Here is a 20,890-nt window from a genome sequence, read left to right on the forward strand (position 1 = left end):
GTGGCTGGGGGAAGCCACTGCGGCGCCAAACGGTAGTCGGTTACTCGCCGACCTTGCCACCTTCCTTCATGCACTGAGCCTGAGTCATGGCCTTGAAGCCGTGACCTTTGCAAACTGCCTGACCCTTACAGGCGTTTTCCGCGGTTTTGCAATCGTTCATGCCTTTGCACGAGGTCACGCCGTAGCAGTGAACCTGAGCAGCGTCAGCAGCCTGAGCCGTTGTCGCAACACCGGCAAACAGAGTCGCCGCAGCGAAAGCGAGAGCGGCACCGGTGGAAGCAGTTTTGAAGTTCATTTTTGTATCCTCAGTCATCGTCAGGGTTGTCGGCTGGAATGTTGTTCAGTCCCGACACAGCACTAGAGAGCGCTCCCCCAATGGCATTACAGAGGCATCCAAAAAAGTTTTCGATTCACTCAACTGTCTTCTTTGAGCTTGAGTAACGGCTCCTGGAACCGCAGCAAACGTCCGGCATTGCCCAACACCAACAACGTGCTCAAGTTATGCAGCAACGCCGCGATCATTGCCCCTGCCGCGCCAAGCCAGCCAAACGCCGCGAATGCGACAATCGCCAGTGTCCAGCCCAAACCGATGATCACATTGACCTGCAAGGTTTGGCGGCATTGGCGGCTCAAACGCACACAGGTGCCGAGCCGACGCAGGTCGCTGCCGATCAGCACGATGTCTGCCGAAGCCAACGCAATATCGGCCCCGCCCGCGCCCATGGCTACACCCACGACACCCGCCTTGAGCGCCAGGGAGTCATTGATCCCGTCCCCGACCACCATCGGCCGGAAGCCGCTGCCAATTTCCTTGAGCACTCGATTCAACTTGTCCTCAGGCAATGCCTGGGCCTCGACATCGCTGATGCCGACATCGCGGGCCAACGTGTGGGCAACGCTCTGCCGATCCCCGGTGAGCAGCAGTTGTCGACCCAAGCCCAATTCACGCAGCTCACTCAAGGCAAATCGCGCCTCGGGTTTGACGCTGTCGGCCAACAACAGCCAGGCGAGAAATTCACCATCCAGCGCCAGTCCGGCAATCGGTCCGTCGTGTTCAGGAACCGCCGACGTCACAATACCCAACTGCGCGAACAACTCGGGCCGACCGAGTGCGGCCTCGCCCTGTTCGGTCATTGCCACCACGCCCAACCCCTGACGCTCGTGGATATCAGACAGCAGCGGAAAGTGCTCCTGCGTGACCAGCCCGGCGAGCGCACGACTGACCGGATGACTGCTGGCCGAACCGAGACTAGCGGCCAACTTGAGCACATGGCTGCGGTCTTCCAGCGGACTATCGATCGACTGCAAGCGCAAGGTACCGAACGTCAGCGTGCCGGTTTTGTCGACCACCAGCGACGTCAGGTCCGCCAGTTCCTCAAGAAAAGCCGAACTGCGAATCAGAATGCCGTGGCGCGCAGCCACCGCCACGCCGGCAATTGCCGTCGCCGGCGCCGACAGCACCAGCGCACAAGGGCACGCGGCGACCAACACCGCAAGCATCGCCTGAGCATCATTGGTTACGAACCAGGTGACTGCAGCCAGCAACAACACCAGCACCATGTAGCTGCCGGCATAACGCTCCAACAAGCGAGTAATCGGCGGCTTGGAGCGCTCGGCGCTTTGCATCAGCGCAATGACTTTGCCCAAGGTCGATTCGTCGCCGGTGCGGGTCACTTCAATGCGCAGCAGACCATCGAGATTGATCGCCCCGCCAAACACCTGCATACCAACTCCGGCTTCCATCGGCACTGACTCACCGGTAATAGAAGCCGTATCGAGACTCGCCTGACCGGACAACACGCGACCATCCGCCGGCACGCGATCGCCGGCACGCACCTCGACCTGGTCACCGGGTTTGAGTGTGCGATTGTCGACTTCGAGGATCGAGCCATCAGCCTGAACCTTGCGCGCATGACTGCGGGTCAGCTTGCCCAGAGCATGAATCGCTTCCTGAGAACCGATCACGCTGCGCTCTTCCAGCACATGGCCGAAGATCATGATGATCGGCAACAACGCCGCCGTCAGCAGATCTCCCGTGGCCCAAGCGCCGAGCATGGCAAGCGCGATCAACTGGTCAGTGATTCCGTGCAAGCTCGGGTAGCGCAGGCTGTACCACGCCGAACGCATCACCGGCACAGCCACCAGAAGCGAGGCAAAACCGAGCAATAACTGACTGACACCGGTCTGCTCCGGCGACAGCCAGCGCCAGACCAGGCCGAGCCCGAGCAGGCCCAGTGCGAGCATGGCCAGCGTCAGTTGGCGGGCAGCGCTGCGTTGTTCGGCCGAGGACAACATGCTCGGTGCAGCGGCGGTTTGCGTGGTCATTGGGCAGCTCCCTGAATGATCAGGCGGGAATCGTCTTTGGGATCAACCGTGGTCACAGAACCGGCCTGACCAAGAATTTTCGGCATCCGCTCACGGTAAATGCGCAGCAGCATTTGCGGATCGGTGCCCTGTTGCTGCGCCTTAGCCAGGCTCAATACGGTGGCGGTGTCGGCAGACGCTTTCGCCAGCCGTTCGCTGGCTTGGGCATGGGCCACTTGCAGCGTTCGATCCGCTTGTTCGTTGGCGGCCTGAGTCGCCTTCTCTGCTTCAGTGCGGGCGTTCGCCACCGCTTTGTCGGCCTGCTGGCTCGCGGTCAATACCGCGTTGAAAGCGTTCACCGCAGGACCGGGCAAGCTCGACTGCACGTCGACACGCGCGACTTCGATACCCAGCCCCTGCCCCGTCGCCGCCAGTTCGGTCAGACGTTGATTGATGCTCTGCACCAGATCGCCGCGCAGACGTTCACGGCGTTCGGCGGCCTGATTGTCCGCGCCGATCAGTTCAGGACGCGCCACGAGAATAGTGTCCAAGTCTCGCGCCGCAGTCAGGGCAACGGCACTTCGGGTCACCAACCGATCCAGCGCTGGCAATACATGTTCACCTTGCAGCACGAAGGCATAGGGCTCGGTGACTTTGTAGAAGACTCGCACATCGAGTTGCACCACACCGGCGTCACCCGTCAGTAAATAGCCGGAACCGGCGAGTGCATCACTGATGGGCGTGGCAAACGTCGCCGCGCGATCAGCCTGCAAGGCGACGTCGCTGCGCAACAGATTTCCCACTCGACGTTCGATCACCCGATCTGCGGCCGGTAATAAAACCACCTGCTCAAACGGTCGCGGCCATGCCAATAGCAACCCGGCGTTCTGGATGCGATCCAGTGCGCCGAAGTGCAAAACCACTGCGCGATTCTGTGGATCAATCTGCCTTACGTTCGAGAACGCCCACGCTAATGCCGCGAGAACGGTCACGGCGTACAGCGCCAGAAAAGCCAAGCGCCCGGCCTGAATCCAGGGACTGCTCAATGCCTGTGTTCCACGTGGAACTAATTTCATGGCTGCGATCCGGACTTGTTTTCGAGAGCAGGCGGTCCATCCACCAACACCCGAAATGGCGCCGCATCTGTGCGCAATATCAGTTTTGTACCCGGCGAAACAATGGTGCCCAAGGTGTCGAGTGAGCGCAGCAAGTTGTACAACTGCGGCGAGCCGGCATAAGCACGGCCGTAAATCTGCGCCGCCTCGACACGCGATTGAGCTTCGATGTCAGCCGCTTTGACCGTCGCATCGGCTTGCACGATTCGCGCATCACGCTCAGCGGCGGAACGAATTTGCGCCGCTTCACGTTTGCCGATGGCCGTTCGTTCCGTCGCAATGGTTTCACGCTCGGCGCGCATGCGATCGACCGTGGCGGTCAAAGTGACGGAGGGCAAGGTCAGGCGTTCGATGCCGACTTGCAGCACGCGCACGCCATAAGTGGTGAGCAATTGCTGATCGATCTGCTGACGCAGCTGCGCCTCAAAATCAACAATGTGAACTTGATTGGCATCGGTGTTGACCAGGTTTGCCAAGTCAAAACTGCTGGCGGTGGTTTCCAGTGCCGAGCCGACAAACGTGCGAATCTGTCGCGCCGCTTCATCCGGCTGATTCTGCACCGCACGCATAAAGCGTTGCACGTTGTCCGGGTCGCCCTGCACCTGCCACGCCACATACGCCTGAACGATAATGCGCAAACCGTCGCGGGTACCGACATCCTGCAAACCACTGGAGGTTGTGCGCAGCCGCAAGTCGACGGGTATGGCTGCCTCAAACGGTGCCGGCCAACGCCAGCCAAGCCCCGGCTCCAGTAGAACCCGCGATGGATTACCAAAGCGCGTGATCACTGTCGCCTCCCCCGAGCGCACTTGAACAAGACTCGCGGCGGCAATGGCAAATGCCACGAGCAACGCCGCCCAACCCATGCGCCGCCATGGAAACGGTCCGGCTTCTTGCGGATCACCATGGTGGTGATGATGGTGACCGTGATGATGCCCGTGTCCGCCATGGCTATGATCGTGGCCGGCGTGGTCATCGTGATCGTGTGTATGCGACTGGCTCAATGGGCAGCTCCTGGCTGGGCGCTGGTACGCGGCGACGCAGGATCGGCCGGCAGCGTGAAAGTACGGAGGTCGATGGTCGGCGCATTACTGCTGCCACCCAGACGATGATCAAGAATCAGCAGCTTGGCGTTGGCCAGGCCTTGGGTCAGTTGGCCAAGGTATTGCTCCAGCACAAAGGCCTGGCCAGCACTGGCATAGGCTTTCTGTTCAGCGCTGAACTTGAGGTCCGTCGCCTGCGCTGTGGCATTGATTTCATGGGCGCTGGCGGTCGCTTGATCGCGGGCAATGCTGGCTTGCAGTTGCGCCTGATTGGTCGCCTCCGCCGCAGCACCGCGCTCTCGTGAGATCAATGCTTGAGCACCAATCTGCGCTGCCTGCACGCCGTGATAAGCGTTGGCGGCGCCGGCCGGTGGGTGAATCGCTTCCACCACGGTCGCGAGAATTTCCACACCGCTGTCGAGCGTGTTCAAGTCCGCCTGCACCGCGCGACCGATCTCATCAGCCAGACCTACCCTGTCCTCGCCGAGCAAACCATCAAGGGTTCGCGAGGCGAAGTCGTGCACCAGAATCCGGCTGGCGGTGCTGCGAATCAGCGTCGGCACGTCAGCACTGTTGTAGGTGGCCGCCAATGCTGCTTGATCGGTCAGGCCGATGCGATAGACGAAGCGCACGTCCATGTTGACGATCTGGAAGCTCTGCTTGTCGGCGCGGCTGCTGGCGATGACTTGGGATTTGTCATTCACATGGCTGGCATCCCACAGCCGATTGGCAATCGCCGGCGCGGGGCCTTCGGCTGGTTCAAGTACGACGGGGGCCGAGGCTTCGCCAACGCTGGTGGCCAACTCGTGAACCACGCCGTTCTCGACATTCAGCACACGACCCAACGGCCACGGTAGACCGGCGTGCAAACCAGGACCAAACACCGCCACCGGTTTGCCAAATCGCTCGTAGATACCCCGCCCCTGCAACGGTATTTCGTGAATGCCAGTGAGCGACCAGCCGACAATGGCAACCACTGCCAGCACCGGAAAAAACGCCCGGCGCATATAGGTGAACGCCCAGATTTGTCGCAGGTCGATACCGAAGCGGTTGTGCAATTCGTGCTGCAAGGCGAGCAGCGGCTGCGGTGGCCAGCGCAGCATGTCGGCGACAAAACTGCGGGCCAGCAATGGAGGCTCGAGTTGTTCACGCTGTGGGCTGAACAGCGACAACACCGCACGCAGCAGCAACTCGACCGCGACCAGGCCTGGCAACAAACCGATCAGCACCGCCAAACGCACCGGCCAGATCGACTCTTCGCTGGCAAACAACAGACACAACGCACCAAGCACCAGGCAAATAATCGCAACCCGAGTCAATTGCGCCAGTGCACCTGCTTCCGGCCATTGGGCGACGTTTTCCTGGGCCAGTTGTCGTTCAACCACCAGCAGACCGAACGCCAGCAGCAAGGCCAGCGCCGCGCCGACGCTGGCGGACAAACCCAGCGCGGCGGGCGGTAACGCGAGGTTCCAGAACTGACTGACACTGAACGCCGCCAACAGCGCCCAGGCGCCGAGCCAGAGTGTCGGTGCGCCGATCTGACCGAGCATTCGCACCGAGCGCTGACTGAATCGCTCCAGCAGTCGTTCATACCAACCTTCAGGTGCAACGGTGTCGTCAGCGACAATGACCACCGGCAGCGTCGGGTTCATGGCTTCTGCGCGCCACCGGGTTATCCACCCCGCTGATTGCAAACCCGCCACCAGCACCAGCAACGCGGCACTCTGGTTCACCAGCAAGGGCGCCCACAGCGACAGCGGCGCGAACAATCCGACAAATAATGCCAACACCAGCCCGGCCGCCGAAAGAGCACCAAGGCCGATGGCGAATTGTCGTAATCGCCGCCCCTGAAAAACCGCCTGCTGAAAGCGCGGCAGCCCTGCTACCTGCGCCCCATCGACTTCGAGATCGACTTGCATACCACCCCAGTGTTTATTCAATGCGGACATCACATTTCGTTACGATATAACGAAAACCATGAAATTTTCGTCGTAAATCGCAACATCTAAAGGCGCTGAACCTGTCGCTAAGCTGAAGCCTTGACCGAAACAGCCGGAAACGCACATATTACGTTCGTAATTTTTATCAAAGACTACCTTCAATCAGCCCGATCCCTTCTCTTCAGGAGTACATCCATGAGCAGCTACGACGTCGTGATTCTGGGCGGTGGCCCCGGCGGTTATAACGCAGCGATCCGAGCCGGCCAGCTGGGTTTGAAAGCGGCGTGCGTCGAAGGTCGCGCCACCCTGGGCGGCACTTGCCTGAACGTCGGCTGCATGCCGTCCAAGGCGTTGTTGCACGCCTCCGAACTCTACGAGGCGGCCATGGGTTCGGAATTCGCCAACCTGGGCATCGAGGTCAAACCCACGCTCAACCTCGCTCAGATGATGAAACAAAAAGATGAAAGCGTGACCGGGCTGACCAAAGGCATCGAGTTTCTGTTTCGCAAAAACAAAGTCGACTGGATCAAGGGCTGGGGCCACATCGACGGGCCGGGCAAAGTCACGGTGACCGATAATGCGGGCAGCAAGACCGAGCTGAGTGCCAAAGACATCATCATCGCCACCGGCTCCGAGCCCACTCCCCTTCCAGGCGTCGACATCGACAACAAACGTATCCTTGACTCCACCGGCGCCCTGTCGCTGACCGAAGTGCCAAAACATCTGGTGGTGATCGGTGCCGGCGTCATCGGCCTGGAGCTGGGTTCTGTTTGGCGACGCCTGGGCGCTCAGGTCACGGTCGTCGAATTTCTCGACCGCATCTGTCCCGGTGTCGATGTTGAGGCCGGCAAAACCCTGCAGCGCTCGTTAAGTAAGCAAGGCATTAGCTTCAAGTTAAGTTCAAAAGTCACCAGCGCCGCGTCCTCGACTACCGGCGTTCAACTCAGCATTGAACCGGCGGCGGGTGGCACGCCTGAGTTGCTGGAGGCTGATTACGTGCTGGTGTCTATCGGTCGCCGGCCTTATACCCAGGGCCTTGGGCTGGAAAATGTCGGCCTCGCCACCGACAAACGCGGCATGCTCGCCAACCAGGGCCACCGTACCGAAGCGGCTGGCGTGTGGGTGATTGGCGACGTGACGTCCGGGCCGATGCTCGCCCACAAGGCCGAAGACGAAGCCATGGCCTGCATCGAACAGATCGTCGGCAAGGCAGGTGAGGTGAATTACGACCTGATTCCCAGCGTGATCTACACCAAACCGGAGCTGGCCAGCGTCGGCAAGACCGAGGAGCAACTCAAGGCCGAAGGTCGCGCGTACAAGGTCGGTAAATTCCCGTTTACCGCCAACAGCCGGGCCAAGATCAACCACGAGACCGAAGGCTTCGCCAAAGTGCTGGCCGATGAGCGTACCGACGAAATCCTCGGCGTCCACCTGGTGGGGCCCAGCGTCAGTGAAATGATTGGCGAGTATTGCGTGGCGATGGAATTCAGCGCCTCGGCTGAAGACATTGCGTTGACCTGCCATCCGCATCCGACCCGGTCCGAGGCGTTGCGCCAGGCGGCGATGAATGTGGAGGGGATGGCGACGCAGATGTAGGCCTTAAAATTCTTGTTGTCGGGTCTGCCGCTATCGCGAGCAAGCTCGCTCCCACAGGTTCTTGGGTGGGCACGCGATTTGTACTACACCGCAAATCATTGTGGGAGCTTGCTCGCGATAGCGGCGACTCGGTCTAAAGCGGCAAATGCCCCAACGGCAACGCCCCCGGCGTCTTCACCGTGTGAATCGCGAAGTTGCTGCGGATATCGCTCACCCCCGGCAACTTCAACAGCCGCTCCGTGAGAAAACGGTCGTACCCGCGCAAATCCGGCACCACCACTTGCAGCAGAAAATCTGATTCTCCCGACACCAGAAACGCCGAAATCACTTCCGGTAACGCCGTTACGGCCACACGGAAAGCTTCAGCCTGTTCGTCGTTGTGGCGCTCCACCTTGACCCCGACAAACACGGTCAACCCAAGCCCCACCTCGTCGCGATCCAGATTGGCCTGATAACCCCGAATCACACCCGCCTCTTCCAGCATCCGCACCCGCCGCAAGCAAGGTGAGGCGGACAAGCCGATTTCTTCTGCCAATTGCACATTGCTCAGTCGACCGTCCCGTTGCAGGGCCGCGAGGATTTTACGGTCGTAGGCATCCAGTTTCATGATTTGGCAGATCCTGATGGTTGGCACATATAAAGCAGCAGGTTATGCCAAATTCATTGGCTTTAGAAGCTGACTACGCAACCACCTGCCCTGCCCTTGCGGCCTAGACTGGCCCTACCAAATCGACATCGAAGGGGTGCAACGTGGAAGGACTCTGGCTGTTTTTCATGGCGCTGGCCGTGGTGTATTTGTTACCCGGGCCAGACATGATCCTGCTGCTGCAAACCGGCGCCCGCCAGGGTAAAGGGGCTGCGTTGGCCACCGCAGTAGGCCTGGGCATCGCCCGGGGTTGTCACGTGGCGTTGGCCGCGTTGGGGCTGGCGGCGTTGTTCAAAGCCGCGCCGTGGACCTTCGATGTGGTGCGTCTGGCCGGGGCCGCGTACCTGCTGTGGATTGGTATTCAGTGCCTGCGGACCACGATGCTGCCGAGCCTGAATGGCGAAGACGCCACGCCACAGAAAACACGCTGGTCGAATGCCATCCAGCGCGGCTTGCTCACCAATCTGCTCAATCCCAAAGCGCTGCTGTTCTGCTCGGTGCTGCTGCCACAGTTCATCAATCCACACGCCGGATCAGTCCTCACGCAATTCGCGATCCTGGGCATGGTGCTGGTCTGTGTCGGCTTTCTCTTCGACAGCGCTTATGCGCTGGTCGGCGCGGCGCTGGGCCGTTGGCTGCAACGCAGTCCTTCGGCCCAGCGGCTCCAGCAATGGCTGTTTGGCAGCCTGTTGATCGGCTTCGCGGTGCGGCTGACCTTTGTGCAACAGGCTTGAGCCTTACTGCCCCCGACGACGGCGGCGGTTGATCAACAGCAACGCCACCGCCGAGACAGCGACGACACCGCCGATTTGCAACGGCCACTTATAGGGCCGCAGAACCGAACGTGTCGCGTCAGTCGCCTGGGTGACATAGCGTTTGCTGGCGTTTTCGAAGTCGGGATAAGGGCACTGGTAACCGAAATCCACCGCCCAATCCACGTAAGGCCCTTCTTTCACATAGCGTTGGTACAGAGCACGTTGCTCTTCAACGCTACTGTTCCAGCCCGCCGCCGCGCACAGCACCGCCGCAAAGGCCTGGCTGGTGTGAGGCAAATTATCGGCGGCGCGACTGGCCAAAGACGTGGCCACAAATCGATAGTGATAGCGCTCATCGGGTTTGGCGGCGCTGGCCTGTTGGCGCTGGACTTCACCTTCGACCACCAACGGTCCGACCTTCAGCTCAGTGTTTTCGAGGCTGTAACTGCCTCCAAACGTGGCGTAGTCCGGGGCCATTTCATAACCAAGGATATCCATCCCCCATTCGCGCGCCGTCCAGGCGGCATTGAACAGGGCGGAGGCACGTTTGGTCGGCCACCACGCCGCATCAGCCAGCTGTCGTTGTTGCGCATACAGTCGGGCTTTTTTCTGTAGATCGGTATTGTCGAAGTACCCCAGCGCTTCGTCATAGCGCTCTTCGCGCAACAAACGCCGCCCCAACAGATTGCGCAATTGTGCCGCTACCGGCAACGGCACGTAGTTGTCGCGTTCCTGCTGGGTTAACGGTGGTGGCGCGGGCACTTGCGTGTCGACGTAATGCTTGAGTTCATCGACAGTCAGCACCCGTTCAGCAACCGTCGCGGCATCGAACCAATAGATACTTTGGCTGCGATAGAGCTGATCGAAGGCTTGCAGATAATCCCCGCGTTGCAGCGCAAGAATCGCACTTTCACCCTCGACCCGGCACTTGGGTTGAAGCGTTTCGTAATCGTAGTCTGGCGTGCGGCGCTCACCCCATGATTCATTCTGCGGGAACGCCTTAGCCGCCTTGGCATACGCGGTAGCCGCCGCGTTTTTATCGCCCTCGCGCAACGCCAGTTTCGCCCGCAGCCACCACGCCAGGCCACCGTCACCGGCGTGTTCAAGGAACGTCTTGGCGCTGGCGTAATCACCTTGTTGATAATTCATCGCGGCCAATCGATCCGCGTTATCCAGGCTGCCGCGCGTGCTGCTTTGCAGCAGTTTGATCAGCTTCAACTCGTTCGGCGGTTGATCACCAAATGACCAGCCCAGGCGACTGATCAACGACGCGGTAACCAGTTGTTGCACCGGTTTACCCTGAAGCAAGGTGCCCAGTTGATCGTCAGGCATTGCCAGCAGGTCCGCCATCAGTAACTTCAACGAGCTGTAACCCACCGCCGAACCGTGAAGATTTTGCGTGGCGTAGAGTTCGATGGCGCTGTTCCAGTCACCCATGGTTCGGGCCACGCGCGCTTCTTCGCCAAGGCTGGCGACCCCCAGCTCCAGCGGGTCGCTGAAACCGTCGATGCTCAACTGACGGGTCTGTTCGAACGCCTTTTTCGACGGTGCCAGCAGATCGGACGGCGCCCCTGCTTCGCTGCTCCTGGCAAACAGCGCCCGCCCCAGCGAATAGGCAGCCCAGGTGCTGCGCAAGGCGCGTTGGTCGGCCGGCAGCGCCAGCACTTTCTGGAAGTAATCGGCAGCCAATCCATGATCGCCCGCACTGAACGCCACAGCCCCCGCCAGATAAAGTTTGAGCTCGGCCGGCAGGCTCGCGCCTTGCTCTTCGACCTGCTGTGCATCCGTCAGGCTGCGCAGTTGTTTCACCAGCGCTTGCTGCTCCGGCGTCAGCCCGGCCTGCTCGGCCGAATCGCGCTGTTCTGCGTAGTCGGCCGCTTCCATGGGGTAGGGCGATTGCGCGACGTTCTTCAGCCCTGCAATAGCGTGCCCGAGACGATTGATCTCAAACTGAAAGTTACCTTCCGGCAGCTCCGCCAGCGACTGGCTTCGGTTGTCCAGCAAACGCATCGGGAAGTCCGGCCCGCAGGCCAGCGCCGAACCCAGCGGCAAGCTCAAGCTCAGGCAGAGCAGATGGCGGGGCCAGTTACGGGTAAACATTCGAACCTCCTTGATCAATTTTTGTGCAGCGCGCCCAACCGATGGCTCGCTGCCCACCGGCCGCTATCCGGCCGTCGCGCAGGCGGGTGAAGGTAAGCAGATCCGCGCTCTGATGCAACGCATAACCGGCCAGCGCATCGGCCCCCTCACACCCTTGAACGGCCAGGGTCACGCGTTCGGGCCAGGCGCTGTCGAGGTTGCCTTGGTTGCTGACGCTGATGTCATAGAGGGCGTCTTGCGCACTAAGTTTCACACTCAAGCGACTGTCGAGCGTGTCCCCGCGTGCCACAGCGCCAAGCGTCGTCAGGCTCCAGGCCCGACGGTCGCCCGCCAACGGCAGGCGAAACCAGATCAGGCCAGCCAAATGCGCGGGCGGATCGGCGCGCAAATCCGTGGCGAGTGTGCGCAGTTGCAGTGGATCAGCCAGCAGTTCCCGACGCTCGCCGCCCTGCTCCAAAGGAACCTCGCTTTCCACCACGGGTGCGCCACTGGCGCCGGGCAACAGCGCCACGCCATAGGCCGGCAGCGCCAGATAAAAAGGCTTGGTGGTGATGCGACTCCAGCCCCTGGCCCACTTTCGTGCCTGGTCCGGATCGAACAGCCCAAGCCGTGGATCGCTCACGGCGTGCACTTGTAACACGCTGCTGTCGACGGCCGATAAAAGCGCCGGCAGCTCAGCGCTGTCCAGCCAGGCCGGTAACGCCGTGATGCTCAGGGGTAATGTCGCGGGTAAAACCGCACGAAGATGCGTCAGAAATTCTCGATAGGCCGGGAGCCGGGCCACGCCCGCATCGTGGTCAATCTCCACACCGGACAGCGTCAGCCCCTGGCCTTGCCAGTCGCCAAGCACTTGCTGGATTTGCGCCGTGACTTCGTCCTGATCCAGCGCCTTCAATTGACCGTCAAGGCGAATCACCGCAATCAGCGGCCGACCATCGCGCTTGAGCAGGTCCGGATCGATTCGCGCCCGACGCCAGCCGGCTTGAGGAAACGCCTGCAAGGCCAACACCCGAAGGGTCGAAAAATCCGCGCGACTGTCCTGCAGGGCGGCGTCATGGGCCGGCGTCCATTGCCGTTGCCAGACGTAGAGTTGTTGATCGAGCGGTGGCGCGTCTTGATGCTCGCAACCGTTGAGTAGCACCAACGCCGCCAGCAAGGCGATCAATCGAGTGAAAAACAATATGAGAAACCTTTGAGCCAAAGCGAACCTTTGTAGCAGCTGCCGAAGGCTGCGTTCGGCTGCGTAGCAGTCGTAAATCCTGAGTGTACGGTCTATCTGAAAAACCGCAGCGCCTGATTTTACGACTGCTTCGCAGCCGAACGCAGCCTCCGGCAGCTGCTACATCGGCCTTTATGCTATCGGCTTACGGGCAATGATCACCTGACTTTTCGCCACGACCGCGTCCAGCGCCTGCTTGATCTGTGCGCCGCGAGGCGAGTCCAGAACGGCCTTCCACGTACTGGCCCAGTGATTGAGCAGCGGGTGATCGGCGTTGCTCAAATCGACCTTGGCTTCCCAGAACAGCAACATCCACATTGACCAGTAAAAACCGTACTGGCTATGGCTGAGGACTTCCAGGCCGGCGTCGCTGACCATCGCCTTGAATTGCTCTTCGCTGATGATGCGAATGTGGTTGGGCTTCTGGAAATACTCCGGCGCGGCGATGTCCTTTTGCAGTTCTTCGGAACTGGGGTGCGGAACGCTGAGCAAATACAGCGCGCCCGGCTTGCCCACGCGTACCAGCTCGGCGAGGAACTGCGCCGGGTCGTCCACATGCTCGATGACTTCCGTGGACACCACGCGGGTGGCCGTAGCGTCCGCAATCGGCAGCGGGTTGCAATCGGTGACATGACACTCAACGTCACGGGCCGGGGTGCCACTGAGGCGCTGGCGGGCGGACTCGACCTTGGCGGCGTCAATGTCGGCGATGATGATCTTCGCCCCGCGCCTGCCGCAAAATTGCACGTTGCCGCCATCACCGCAGCCCACATCAATCAAGGTGTCATCCGCTGACACCGGGAAGCCTGTGAACAACTCGCCGGTCTCCTGATTGAACCAGCCACTGAGCATCGCATCGTGCAACCCGAGCATGTAAGGATCGACTTTGTCGACCTTTGGGGCGGCGGGTGGCGCATGGACCGGTGCGGGCGTCGCCGTCGTGAGTTTCTTTAACAGTCTCAGCATGAGGTAGCTCCAGAGGATGGGGCGGCGGTTCGGGATATACCGAGGCGCCGGACCAGCGCGGCGCCACGGTTGCGCATGGGCATTTCGATCAATCGGAAATTCAGTTCACTGAGCAGGACAATCAACCCGAAAGCGATCAGTAGCGTGACCACTGGATGCCCGGCCGGACTCGGCAGGCCGGCACTCTGCAAACGGAAGATCATTTCGCGCACCAGCTGATAGGCAGGAATGTGGATCAGGTATATGCCGTAGGAACGGCTGCCGATCCACGCCATCAGCCGCTGCAATCGACCGGCGGGCAAAAGGTAATCGCAGTTGTAGGAGGCAATCCAGACCAGTACCACGCTGAGGATTGCGATCGAGCCGATGCGATAGTTCGTGAAGGTGAAGCGGTCCGTCGCCATAAAACTCAACAGCAATCCGACCACAATCAGTGACGACACCCCAGCCCATGGCCGGCGCAGAAACGTCGGCTGCCAGCGCCTGTAACTCGGCTGCACACTCCAAATCGCCAACAGTATCCCAAGGGCCAGCGCGTCGGTACGAACCACCATCAGCAGCGGCGTGCGCAGCGTGAATAGTTGCACCGCGACCAGCGCCAGCAACGCCCACACCAGATGTTTGCGGCATACAAGAATCAGCAGCGGGAACAGTAGATAAAACTGCTCCTCCAGCGACAGGCTCCAGTACACAAAACTGCTGCCATATTCGTAATGAAAGAAGCTCTCGGCAAAACGGAAATTGGCGTACTGAAACACCCCTGCCAGCGTCGCCTGGATGTTGGCGGACAAGGTGCCGAACGCGCCGGAGCGGTTAACAAACACACACGCCAGCAACATCAGCGCCAACCACAACCAGGCTGATGGCAACAGGCGAAACGCTCGTCGCAGCCAGAAGTTGCGTGTCTGTTCCCAGTATTCCTGACGCGTGCTACAGCCTTGCAGCGCAGGAATCAGGCTACGGGCAATCACAAAACCCGAGATGACGAAAAACAGATCGACACCCCACCACGGTTGCGCCCAGGCGTGGATTTTTTCAAGCAGCGGCACGGAGTCCGTGAACAGGCTGCCCTGCAAGTGATGGAACAGTACGCCGAGCACCGCTATGGCACGCAGCACCTCGATATCCATGATTCGTTTAATGCTCATGGCGCACCTTCGCTAACCAACGGTTTGCGCGCGATGATCACCTGACTCTTGGGCATGAAGTGGTCGAGCATCTGCTTGATCGCCAGCCCGTCGGGATGCACCAACAGGTCTTGCCAGGTTCTGGCCCAGCTCTCCATCAGCGGTGGATACGGCGCATGAATGCGATCACGCACAGCACCGCCCAAATCCCGTCCGGCGGCCCGCTCACTGGCCCAGAAGAAGATCATGCCCATCACCCAGAAAAATCCGGTGGCCTGACGATGCTCGATCACAAGACCTGCGTCCTCCACCAACGCGGCAAAACGCTGAGCGGTGAAAATCTGCACATGATTGGGTGACTGGTAATAACTGTCGGGGGCAATACCTTTTTGCAAATGTTCGCCGACCGGTGCCGGCACGCTGAGCAGATACAGCGCACCGGGACGGCCCATGCGCACCAGTTCGGCCATGAACGGTTCTGGGTGCTCGATATGTTCCAGCACCTCCATGCACACCACTTTGCTCGCGCATCCGTCGGCCAATGGTAACGGCAGGCTATTGCTGACCAGGCCAAGATTGGGCTTGGCCGATTGGGCATCTACCTGCCGGCCGAGGTCGCGCACCTTGTCATGCTCGCTGTCGGTGAAGATCACCGACGCGCCCTGGCGCACGGCAAACAGTGTCGCTGCGCCTTCGCCGCACCCGACATCGAGCAAGGTATCGTCCGCGGTGATGGCAAAGCCCTTGAGCAGTTCGCCGCTGTCGTTGAGAAACCAGCCATCAAGTACAGCATCGTGCAGGCCGACATCTCGGGGCGAGACGATTGGCGGTAATGGTTCAGGCACAGGAATCGGCGCCGATTGCGCGGCGGGTAGCAAGCGTCTCATTAATCTGCGGATCATGCCCCCGAAGCCTCCATGGCAGCCACAGCGTGGCGCTCGAACAGCTGCGCGAGGAAATCCCGCAGCCTTTGTTCAGCTACGGCCTGACTGCAAAACGCTTGCAGACTGTTCACCGCCTGCACCGACATTTGCGCATAACGCAGCGGATCGTTTGTCGTCACCTCGTAACTGGCCCTATAGGCCGCGCACAATGACGCCCAGTTTGTGGCATAGCGCAGAGTGCGGTATGCCCCGCGCGGATCGTGCGGCCAGGCGGTGAGTTCATCCGTGGAGTCGATCAGGAACGCGTTGTCGGCACTCAGGTAGTCGATCATCGCGGTGGTCAGCGGCGCCACCGCCGGTTTGCCACAGGACATGAACTCCATCAGCGGCAGGCACTGGCCTTCGCCATAGGAGGTGTTGACCACATAGCGGGTCGCCTGTACCAGTCGCTCGTAGTCCGCGTCCGCGAGGTAGCCGTAGATCAACACGATGCGGCAGCGGTAGGTCTGGTTTTTGTACAGATGATGAAGGATGTCGCTGAGCGCTTCTTCGGCATCGTGATGGGTGAGTTTCAGCACCAGTGTCGCGTCTTCAATCTCACGGAACGTCGCGCAAAAGGCACTGATCATGTCTTCCCAGTTTTTGCGTCCGTCGCTGGGATTGAATACCGAGGTGTAAACCACACCCTCAAGCAACAGCTCTTGCTCGATGATTGGCGCCTCGAAATCGAAACCCTTATTGCTGAGCACATCCGCAGAGGCGAAGGCATTCAGGTCAAGCTGACGACTATCGGCCACCAGGCCTTTAATCTTCAATCGCACTGAGTCCGTCAGTGGCTGCCCTCGCAACTGTGCACCGCGAGCGGCAAAGCGATCCCACACTGGCGCCGGCACCGCGACGACCGGGTAATTGGCGCTCATCGCCTCGCGTACCGAGTTGACCGTGTAGCTGGAATGGGTGATCGCCGCCCCGCAGGCGCTCAGCACTGTGCGCCAGTCGTTGCGTGGTTCACCGGCAAAAGGCTCATCGGGGATGGTGCTGAATTCCCAGGCGAACACCGGCAAGGTCGGGCAAGCCAGGAGCACTGGAGTGCGGTGCGGCGGCGAGAACGACAGGAATACGCAGGGCTCGCCACGGGCCAGGCAGTCCTCATATAACGAATCGACTTCACGTTCCGGGTCAGTCACTTCGATCACACGCCCGAGGCGCTCAAGCACCGGACGATACTCCTTGAGCACGAAGTAATAGCTGTATTCCGAACGGCCAAGGTTCTGGGCAATGGTGTGCTGGTTGGTTTCCGAATGGATGATGATCAGCATGAGGTGTTATCCATCACCGGCGCAGCACTGCCGGCTTGTGGCGCAAGTTCGAAAAAGTCCGCGATGCGCTGCTGCAGCTCAGTGGACGCGCAGTACTCGTGCATGCGTTCGACAGTGGCAACGGACATGCGCCGGTATTCCTGCGGCTGCGTCTTGGCCATCTGGTAGCTGTTTTCATAGGCGCTCTTCAGCGAGCCCCAGTCCGGTCGATGGCGCAGCGTGCGAAAGAGAATGCGGGTGTCTTGAGGCCAGGTTGTCAGCTCTTCGCTGGACTTGACCACGAACGCCACCGAGTCGTCGATGTAGTCTTGCATCGCCGTGTGATCGGGAGCGATCACCGGTTTGCCGCAGGCCATGAACTCCATCAGCGGCAAGCACAGACCTTCGCAGTGCGAAGCGTTAACGTAGAAACTGGCGGCTTTGTAAAGCTTGGCATATTGCTGATCATCCAGATAACCGTGGACCATCACCACCCGACAGGCGAACGGTGCCAATTGCGCCAGTGGAGTCATCAAATGGCTGTAGCAGGACGCCAGATCGCGCTGAGTAATCTTCAGCACCAGCGTGGCGTCGGGGTTGTCACGGAATGCCCAGCAGAAAGCGGTGAGAATCTGAAGCCAGTTCTTGCGGCCATCCGTAGGGTTGAGCACGGCAACGTAGACCACTCCATCGACGACGGTTTCAACCAGCGATGAAGTGTCCGGCAGATCCCGCGGAGGTAGTTCAGGCACTACGGGTACGGCTTGCGGGCCGGCGATGTCGGGCAGACGCTGACCGAGCCACTCGTGCACATTGTCCGAGAGCAGATCCCGAATCCCCTCCCAGTACCAGTTGTGCAGAAACCTCACCCGCGGCACCGGCTCCACTTCCTTGCGCCCCAGATCCAGCGCCCACAGACGCAGGTAGTGACGGGCGATGACGTACCGTCGTTTCAGGGTGAGCGGCGGCGGACGCAATGCCTCGAGTTCGGCCTCTTGTTCCGGCGTCGGTGGTTTTGGCAGCAGGTTATCGGGGCTCAGGCTCAAGTGACGGGAGTCGAAGATGCAGCCTTTGACCGTAAGGGTCACACCGGCATTGACCGGCGCACTGACGTGCTGCTCACGAATGGCCGCGAAGTTTTCCCACAACGGCGTGGGCAACACCAGCACCGGGAAGTCCTCGCCCATGGTCCGACGAATCGCCCGGGCGGTGTGGTTGGAGAGCGTAATCACACGGCCCTGACGCGCCAATACTTGCGTCCAGTCCTGACGCGGATCGTTATCCCACTGTTCATCGGGAATCGAATCGAACTCCCAGGCGACCACGCAGATCGTCGGGCACTCCAGGTCGTTCGGGGTTTTCTGCGGCGGCATAAACGACAGGAGCAGGCTGTCTTCGCCAGCGGCCAACAGTTGCCTGTAGAGGGGATCGACCTCGGCAGTGGAGGACACCACATGCACTCGCCCAAGGCGTTCGAGCACAGTGCGATACGCCTTGAGCACGAAGTAGTAACTGTATTCGGGACGACCAAGGCTCTGGCTTATGGAGCTGTCGTTGACCGCTGAGTAAAGTATGAAATTCATGGCATCCCACGATGAAACCGCCATCCCGGCAGCTCCACTCTATGACGGCGAAGCCACGGATCGAGCGGCGTTCGCCAGTCCTCGCCCATCGTCTTCTTGCCCGTCTACGTTCTTGTTTTAATGGTCGGATTCGCGGGGTCTCGAAGCAACCCACACGAACGCCGGTTAATCGTGACGAGGGGCATTCTAAACACATCCATTGAGGATTCGTGAACCGCCCGGCGAGAATAAATCGGGCTACGCTAACGAGAACTGACCGGTCACGGTTGGACCTGTTGAAATTGCCGAGCAATTGGCACAGATTGGCTACCAAACAACTACAACAATGTGTTTCGCCTGTCTTTCGACCCTGCAATCCAACCGGTCTGTCAGACATCTCCGCAAAGCCTGTGGGGGAATGGACGAAATGAATGACCAAGGGGCCGCTGTTTGAAAAAGCGTCTGTTCGTTACGGGTCTCAGTGGATTCGTAGGACAACACATCCAATCCCGCCTGAACGCTGAGGCCTCGGAATGGGAGCTTCTGCCTGTCGCCACCCGTTACGATCTCGGTGAACCTGGCAGTCTCGAAGGCCTGTGGCCCGAGATGCCCGATGCGGTCATTCACCTGGCCGGCCAGACCTTCGTCCCCGAAGCCTTTCGCGATCCGGCACGCACGCTCAACATCAATCTGCTCGGCACCCTGAATCTGCTGCAAGCCCTGAAGGCCCGAGGTTTCACGGGTACGTTTTTGTACGTCAGCTCCGGCGACGTTTACGGCCAGGTCATCGAATCCGATTTGCCGATTACCGAGCTCCAGCCACCCTGCCCTCGCAATCCTTATGCCGTGAGCAAACTGTCGGCAGAATTCCTCAGCCTTCAATGGGGCTTGAGCGAAGGTTGGCCCGTACTGGTCGCCCGCCCGTTCAACCACATTGGCACAGGCCAGAACGAAAGCTTCGTGATCGCCAGCGCTGCGCGGCAAATCAACCGCATCAAGCAAGGCCTGCAAGCCCCGCAACTGGAAGTCGGCGACATCGACGTCACGCGCGACTTCCTGGATGTAAACGACGTGATTTCGGCTTACCTGGCGTTGCTGGAAAAAGGCACGCCGGGACAGGTCTACAACATTTGCTCGGGGCGCGAGCAAAGCATTCGCAGTTTGATCGAGCAAATGGGGGACCTCGCCCAGGTCGACATGGAATTGATTCAAGACTCAGCGCGCCTTCGCCGCGCGGATCAGCGTCGCGTTTGTGGCAGCTCTGCCAAGCTTGCCCAGACCACAGGATGGACGCCTGAAACCACAACACAACAATCCCTGCGGGCGATCCTGTCCGACTGGGAGACACGAGTACGACAAGAATGACTAAAAGTGCACTGATCACAGGGATCACCGGCCAGGACGGCGCTTATCTGGCCAAACTGCTGCTCGACAAGGGTTATAAAGTCCACGGCCTGGTCGCGCGGCGCAGCAGCGATTCGCGCTGGCGCCTGCGTGAGATGGGGATCGAGGGCGACATCGTTTACCTGGACGGCGACATGGCCGACGCCTGCTCAGTGCAACGCGCGGTCATCAAGTCCGCCCCGGACGAAATCTACAACCTGGCCGCGCAAAGCTTCGTCGCTGCCTCCTGGGACCAACCGGTCACCACCGGCATCGTCGACGGTCTGGGCGTGACGCACCTGCTCGAAGCCATTCGTCAATTCAGTCCGCACACGCGTTTTTATCAAGCGTCCACCAGCGAAATGTTTGGCCTGATCCAGGCCGAGCAGCAGGACGAAAACACTCCGTTCTACCCGCGCAGCCCGTACGGCGTGGCCAAGCTGTACGGCCACTGGATCACCGTGAACTACCGCGAAAGCTTCAACCTGCATGCCAGCAGCGGGATCCTGTTCAACCACGAATCCCCCCTGCGCGGCATCGAGTTCGTGACCCGCAAAGTCACCGACGCCGCCGCCCGCATCAAGCAGGGCAAACAGCAGGAACTGCGCTTGGGCAACATCGACGCCAAACGCGATTGGGGTTTTGCCGGCGACTACGTCGAAGCCATGTGGCTGATGCTGCAGCAAGACAAACCCGATGATTTCGTGGTCGCCACCGGCATCACCACCACGGTGCGCGAAATGTGCCGGATCGCCTTCGAGCACGTTGACCTGAACTACCGCGACTTTGTGAAAATCGACCCGGCATTCTTCCGCCCGGCCGAAGTGGAGGTGCTGTTGGGCAACCCGGCCAAAGCTCAGCGCGTATTGGGCTGGAAGCCAAAAACCGATCTGGATACCTTGATCCGCATGATGATGGATGCGGACATGAAACGCGTTGCCAAGGAGTAGGC

Annotated in this window: 17 protein-coding genes; 4 read left to right on the forward strand and 13 right to left on the reverse strand. The window is 60.2% G+C overall.

Annotation, left to right across the window (positions count from 1 at the left end; genetic code table 11):
* Positions 1–40: 40 nt before the first annotated feature.
* From LOY55_RS30720 to hflK (LOY55_RS30740), 5 genes are all read right to left on the reverse strand, one after another.
* A complete protein-coding gene (locus LOY55_RS30720) occupies positions 41–295 on the reverse strand; it encodes a membrane protein (RefSeq protein WP_046030837.1) in 255 nt (84 codons plus the stop codon).
* 119 nt (positions 296–414) lie between these two features.
* Positions 415–2,325 (reverse strand): cation-translocating P-type ATPase, encoded by a 1,911-nt coding sequence (locus tag LOY55_RS30725; protein ID WP_223522312.1) that lies wholly within the window; start codon positions 2,323–2,325, stop codon positions 415–417.
* Positions 2,322–3,380 (reverse strand): protease modulator HflK, encoded by a 1,059-nt coding sequence (gene hflK / locus LOY55_RS30730; RefSeq protein ID WP_077430988.1) that lies wholly within the window; start codon positions 3,378–3,380, stop codon positions 2,322–2,324. Before hflK (LOY55_RS30730) ends, LOY55_RS30725 begins: the two co-directional genes overlap by 4 nt.
* The gene (gene hflC / locus LOY55_RS30735) at positions 3,377–4,423 is read right to left on the reverse strand and encodes a protease modulator HflC (RefSeq protein WP_109786803.1); all 1,047 of its coding nucleotides are present in this window, start codon (positions 4,421–4,423) and stop codon (positions 3,377–3,379) included. Before hflC ends, hflK (LOY55_RS30730) begins: the two co-directional genes overlap by 4 nt.
* Positions 4,420–6,381, reverse strand: coding sequence for a protease modulator HflK (gene hflK / locus LOY55_RS30740; protein WP_223522374.1), 1,962 nt, complete (start codon positions 6,379–6,381; stop codon positions 4,420–4,422). Before hflK (LOY55_RS30740) ends, hflC begins: the two co-directional genes overlap by 4 nt.
* Positions 6,382–6,597: 216 nt before the next feature.
* Here hflK (LOY55_RS30740) and lpdA point away from each other — a divergent pair, with 216 nt between their 5' ends.
* Positions 6,598–7,998 carry a dihydrolipoyl dehydrogenase gene (lpdA, locus tag LOY55_RS30745; RefSeq protein ID WP_109786804.1) on the forward strand — a complete coding sequence of 467 codons (1,401 nt, stop codon included), beginning with the start codon at positions 6,598–6,600 and terminating at the stop codon, positions 7,996–7,998.
* A gap of 133 nt (positions 7,999–8,131) precedes the next feature.
* Here lpdA and LOY55_RS30750 read toward each other — a convergent pair whose 3' ends face one another.
* Positions 8,132–8,605 carry an Lrp/AsnC family transcriptional regulator gene (locus tag LOY55_RS30750; protein WP_046030842.1) on the reverse strand — a complete coding sequence of 158 codons (474 nt, stop codon included), beginning with the start codon at positions 8,603–8,605 and terminating at the stop codon, positions 8,132–8,134.
* 143 nt (positions 8,606–8,748) lie between these two features.
* Here LOY55_RS30750 and LOY55_RS30755 point away from each other — a divergent pair, with 143 nt between their 5' ends.
* The gene (locus LOY55_RS30755; protein WP_109786805.1) at positions 8,749–9,378 is read left to right on the forward strand and encodes a LysE family translocator; all 630 of its coding nucleotides are present in this window, start codon (positions 8,749–8,751) and stop codon (positions 9,376–9,378) included.
* 3 nt (positions 9,379–9,381) lie between these two features.
* On the opposite strand, the gene LOY55_RS30760 is transcribed toward LOY55_RS30755, so the two are convergent.
* From LOY55_RS30760 to LOY55_RS30790, 7 genes are all read right to left on the reverse strand, one after another.
* Positions 9,382–11,499: a hypothetical protein gene (locus LOY55_RS30760; protein WP_223522313.1), complete on the reverse strand. Its 2,118-nt coding sequence runs from the start codon at positions 11,497–11,499 to the stop codon at positions 9,382–9,384.
* On the reverse strand, positions 11,486–12,682 hold the full coding sequence (locus LOY55_RS30765; protein WP_223522375.1) for a DUF3142 domain-containing protein: 1,197 nt from the start codon (positions 12,680–12,682) through the stop codon (positions 11,486–11,488). Before LOY55_RS30765 ends, LOY55_RS30760 begins: the two co-directional genes overlap by 14 nt.
* A 168-nt stretch (positions 12,683–12,850) precedes the next feature.
* Positions 12,851–13,684 (reverse strand): class I SAM-dependent methyltransferase, encoded by an 834-nt coding sequence (locus LOY55_RS30770; protein ID WP_223522314.1) that lies wholly within the window; start codon positions 13,682–13,684, stop codon positions 12,851–12,853.
* Positions 13,678–14,832 (reverse strand): acyltransferase, encoded by a 1,155-nt coding sequence (locus LOY55_RS30775; protein ID WP_223522315.1) that lies wholly within the window; start codon positions 14,830–14,832, stop codon positions 13,678–13,680. Before LOY55_RS30775 ends, LOY55_RS30770 begins: the two co-directional genes overlap by 7 nt.
* A complete protein-coding gene (locus LOY55_RS30780) occupies positions 14,829–15,713 on the reverse strand; it encodes a class I SAM-dependent methyltransferase (protein WP_223522316.1) in 885 nt (294 codons plus the stop codon). The genes LOY55_RS30775 and LOY55_RS30780 overlap by 4 nt, the downstream gene beginning before the upstream one ends.
* The gene (locus LOY55_RS30785; RefSeq protein WP_223522317.1) at positions 15,710–17,014 is read right to left on the reverse strand and encodes a glycosyltransferase; all 1,305 of its coding nucleotides are present in this window, start codon (positions 17,012–17,014) and stop codon (positions 15,710–15,712) included. The genes LOY55_RS30780 and LOY55_RS30785 overlap by 4 nt, the downstream gene beginning before the upstream one ends.
* On the reverse strand, positions 17,008–18,576 hold the full coding sequence (locus tag LOY55_RS30790; RefSeq protein ID WP_223522318.1) for a glycosyltransferase: 1,569 nt from the start codon (positions 18,574–18,576) through the stop codon (positions 17,008–17,010). The genes LOY55_RS30785 and LOY55_RS30790 overlap by 7 nt, the downstream gene beginning before the upstream one ends.
* A 429-nt stretch (positions 18,577–19,005) precedes the next feature.
* On the opposite strand from LOY55_RS30790, the gene LOY55_RS30795 reads away from it, so the two are divergent.
* Both LOY55_RS30795 and gmd read left to right on the forward strand, forming a co-directional pair.
* Positions 19,006–19,920: a GDP-mannose 4,6-dehydratase gene (locus tag LOY55_RS30795; protein WP_223522319.1), complete on the forward strand. Its 915-nt coding sequence runs from the start codon at positions 19,006–19,008 to the stop codon at positions 19,918–19,920.
* Positions 19,917–20,888, forward strand: coding sequence for a GDP-mannose 4,6-dehydratase (gmd, locus tag LOY55_RS30800; RefSeq protein WP_223522320.1), 972 nt, complete (start codon positions 19,917–19,919; stop codon positions 20,886–20,888). Before LOY55_RS30795 ends, gmd begins: the two co-directional genes overlap by 4 nt.
* Positions 20,889–20,890 lie beyond the last annotated feature (2 nt).

This window comes from Pseudomonas sp. B21-040 (genome assembly GCF_024748695.1).
Taxonomy (GTDB): domain Bacteria; phylum Pseudomonadota; class Gammaproteobacteria; order Pseudomonadales; family Pseudomonadaceae; genus Aquipseudomonas.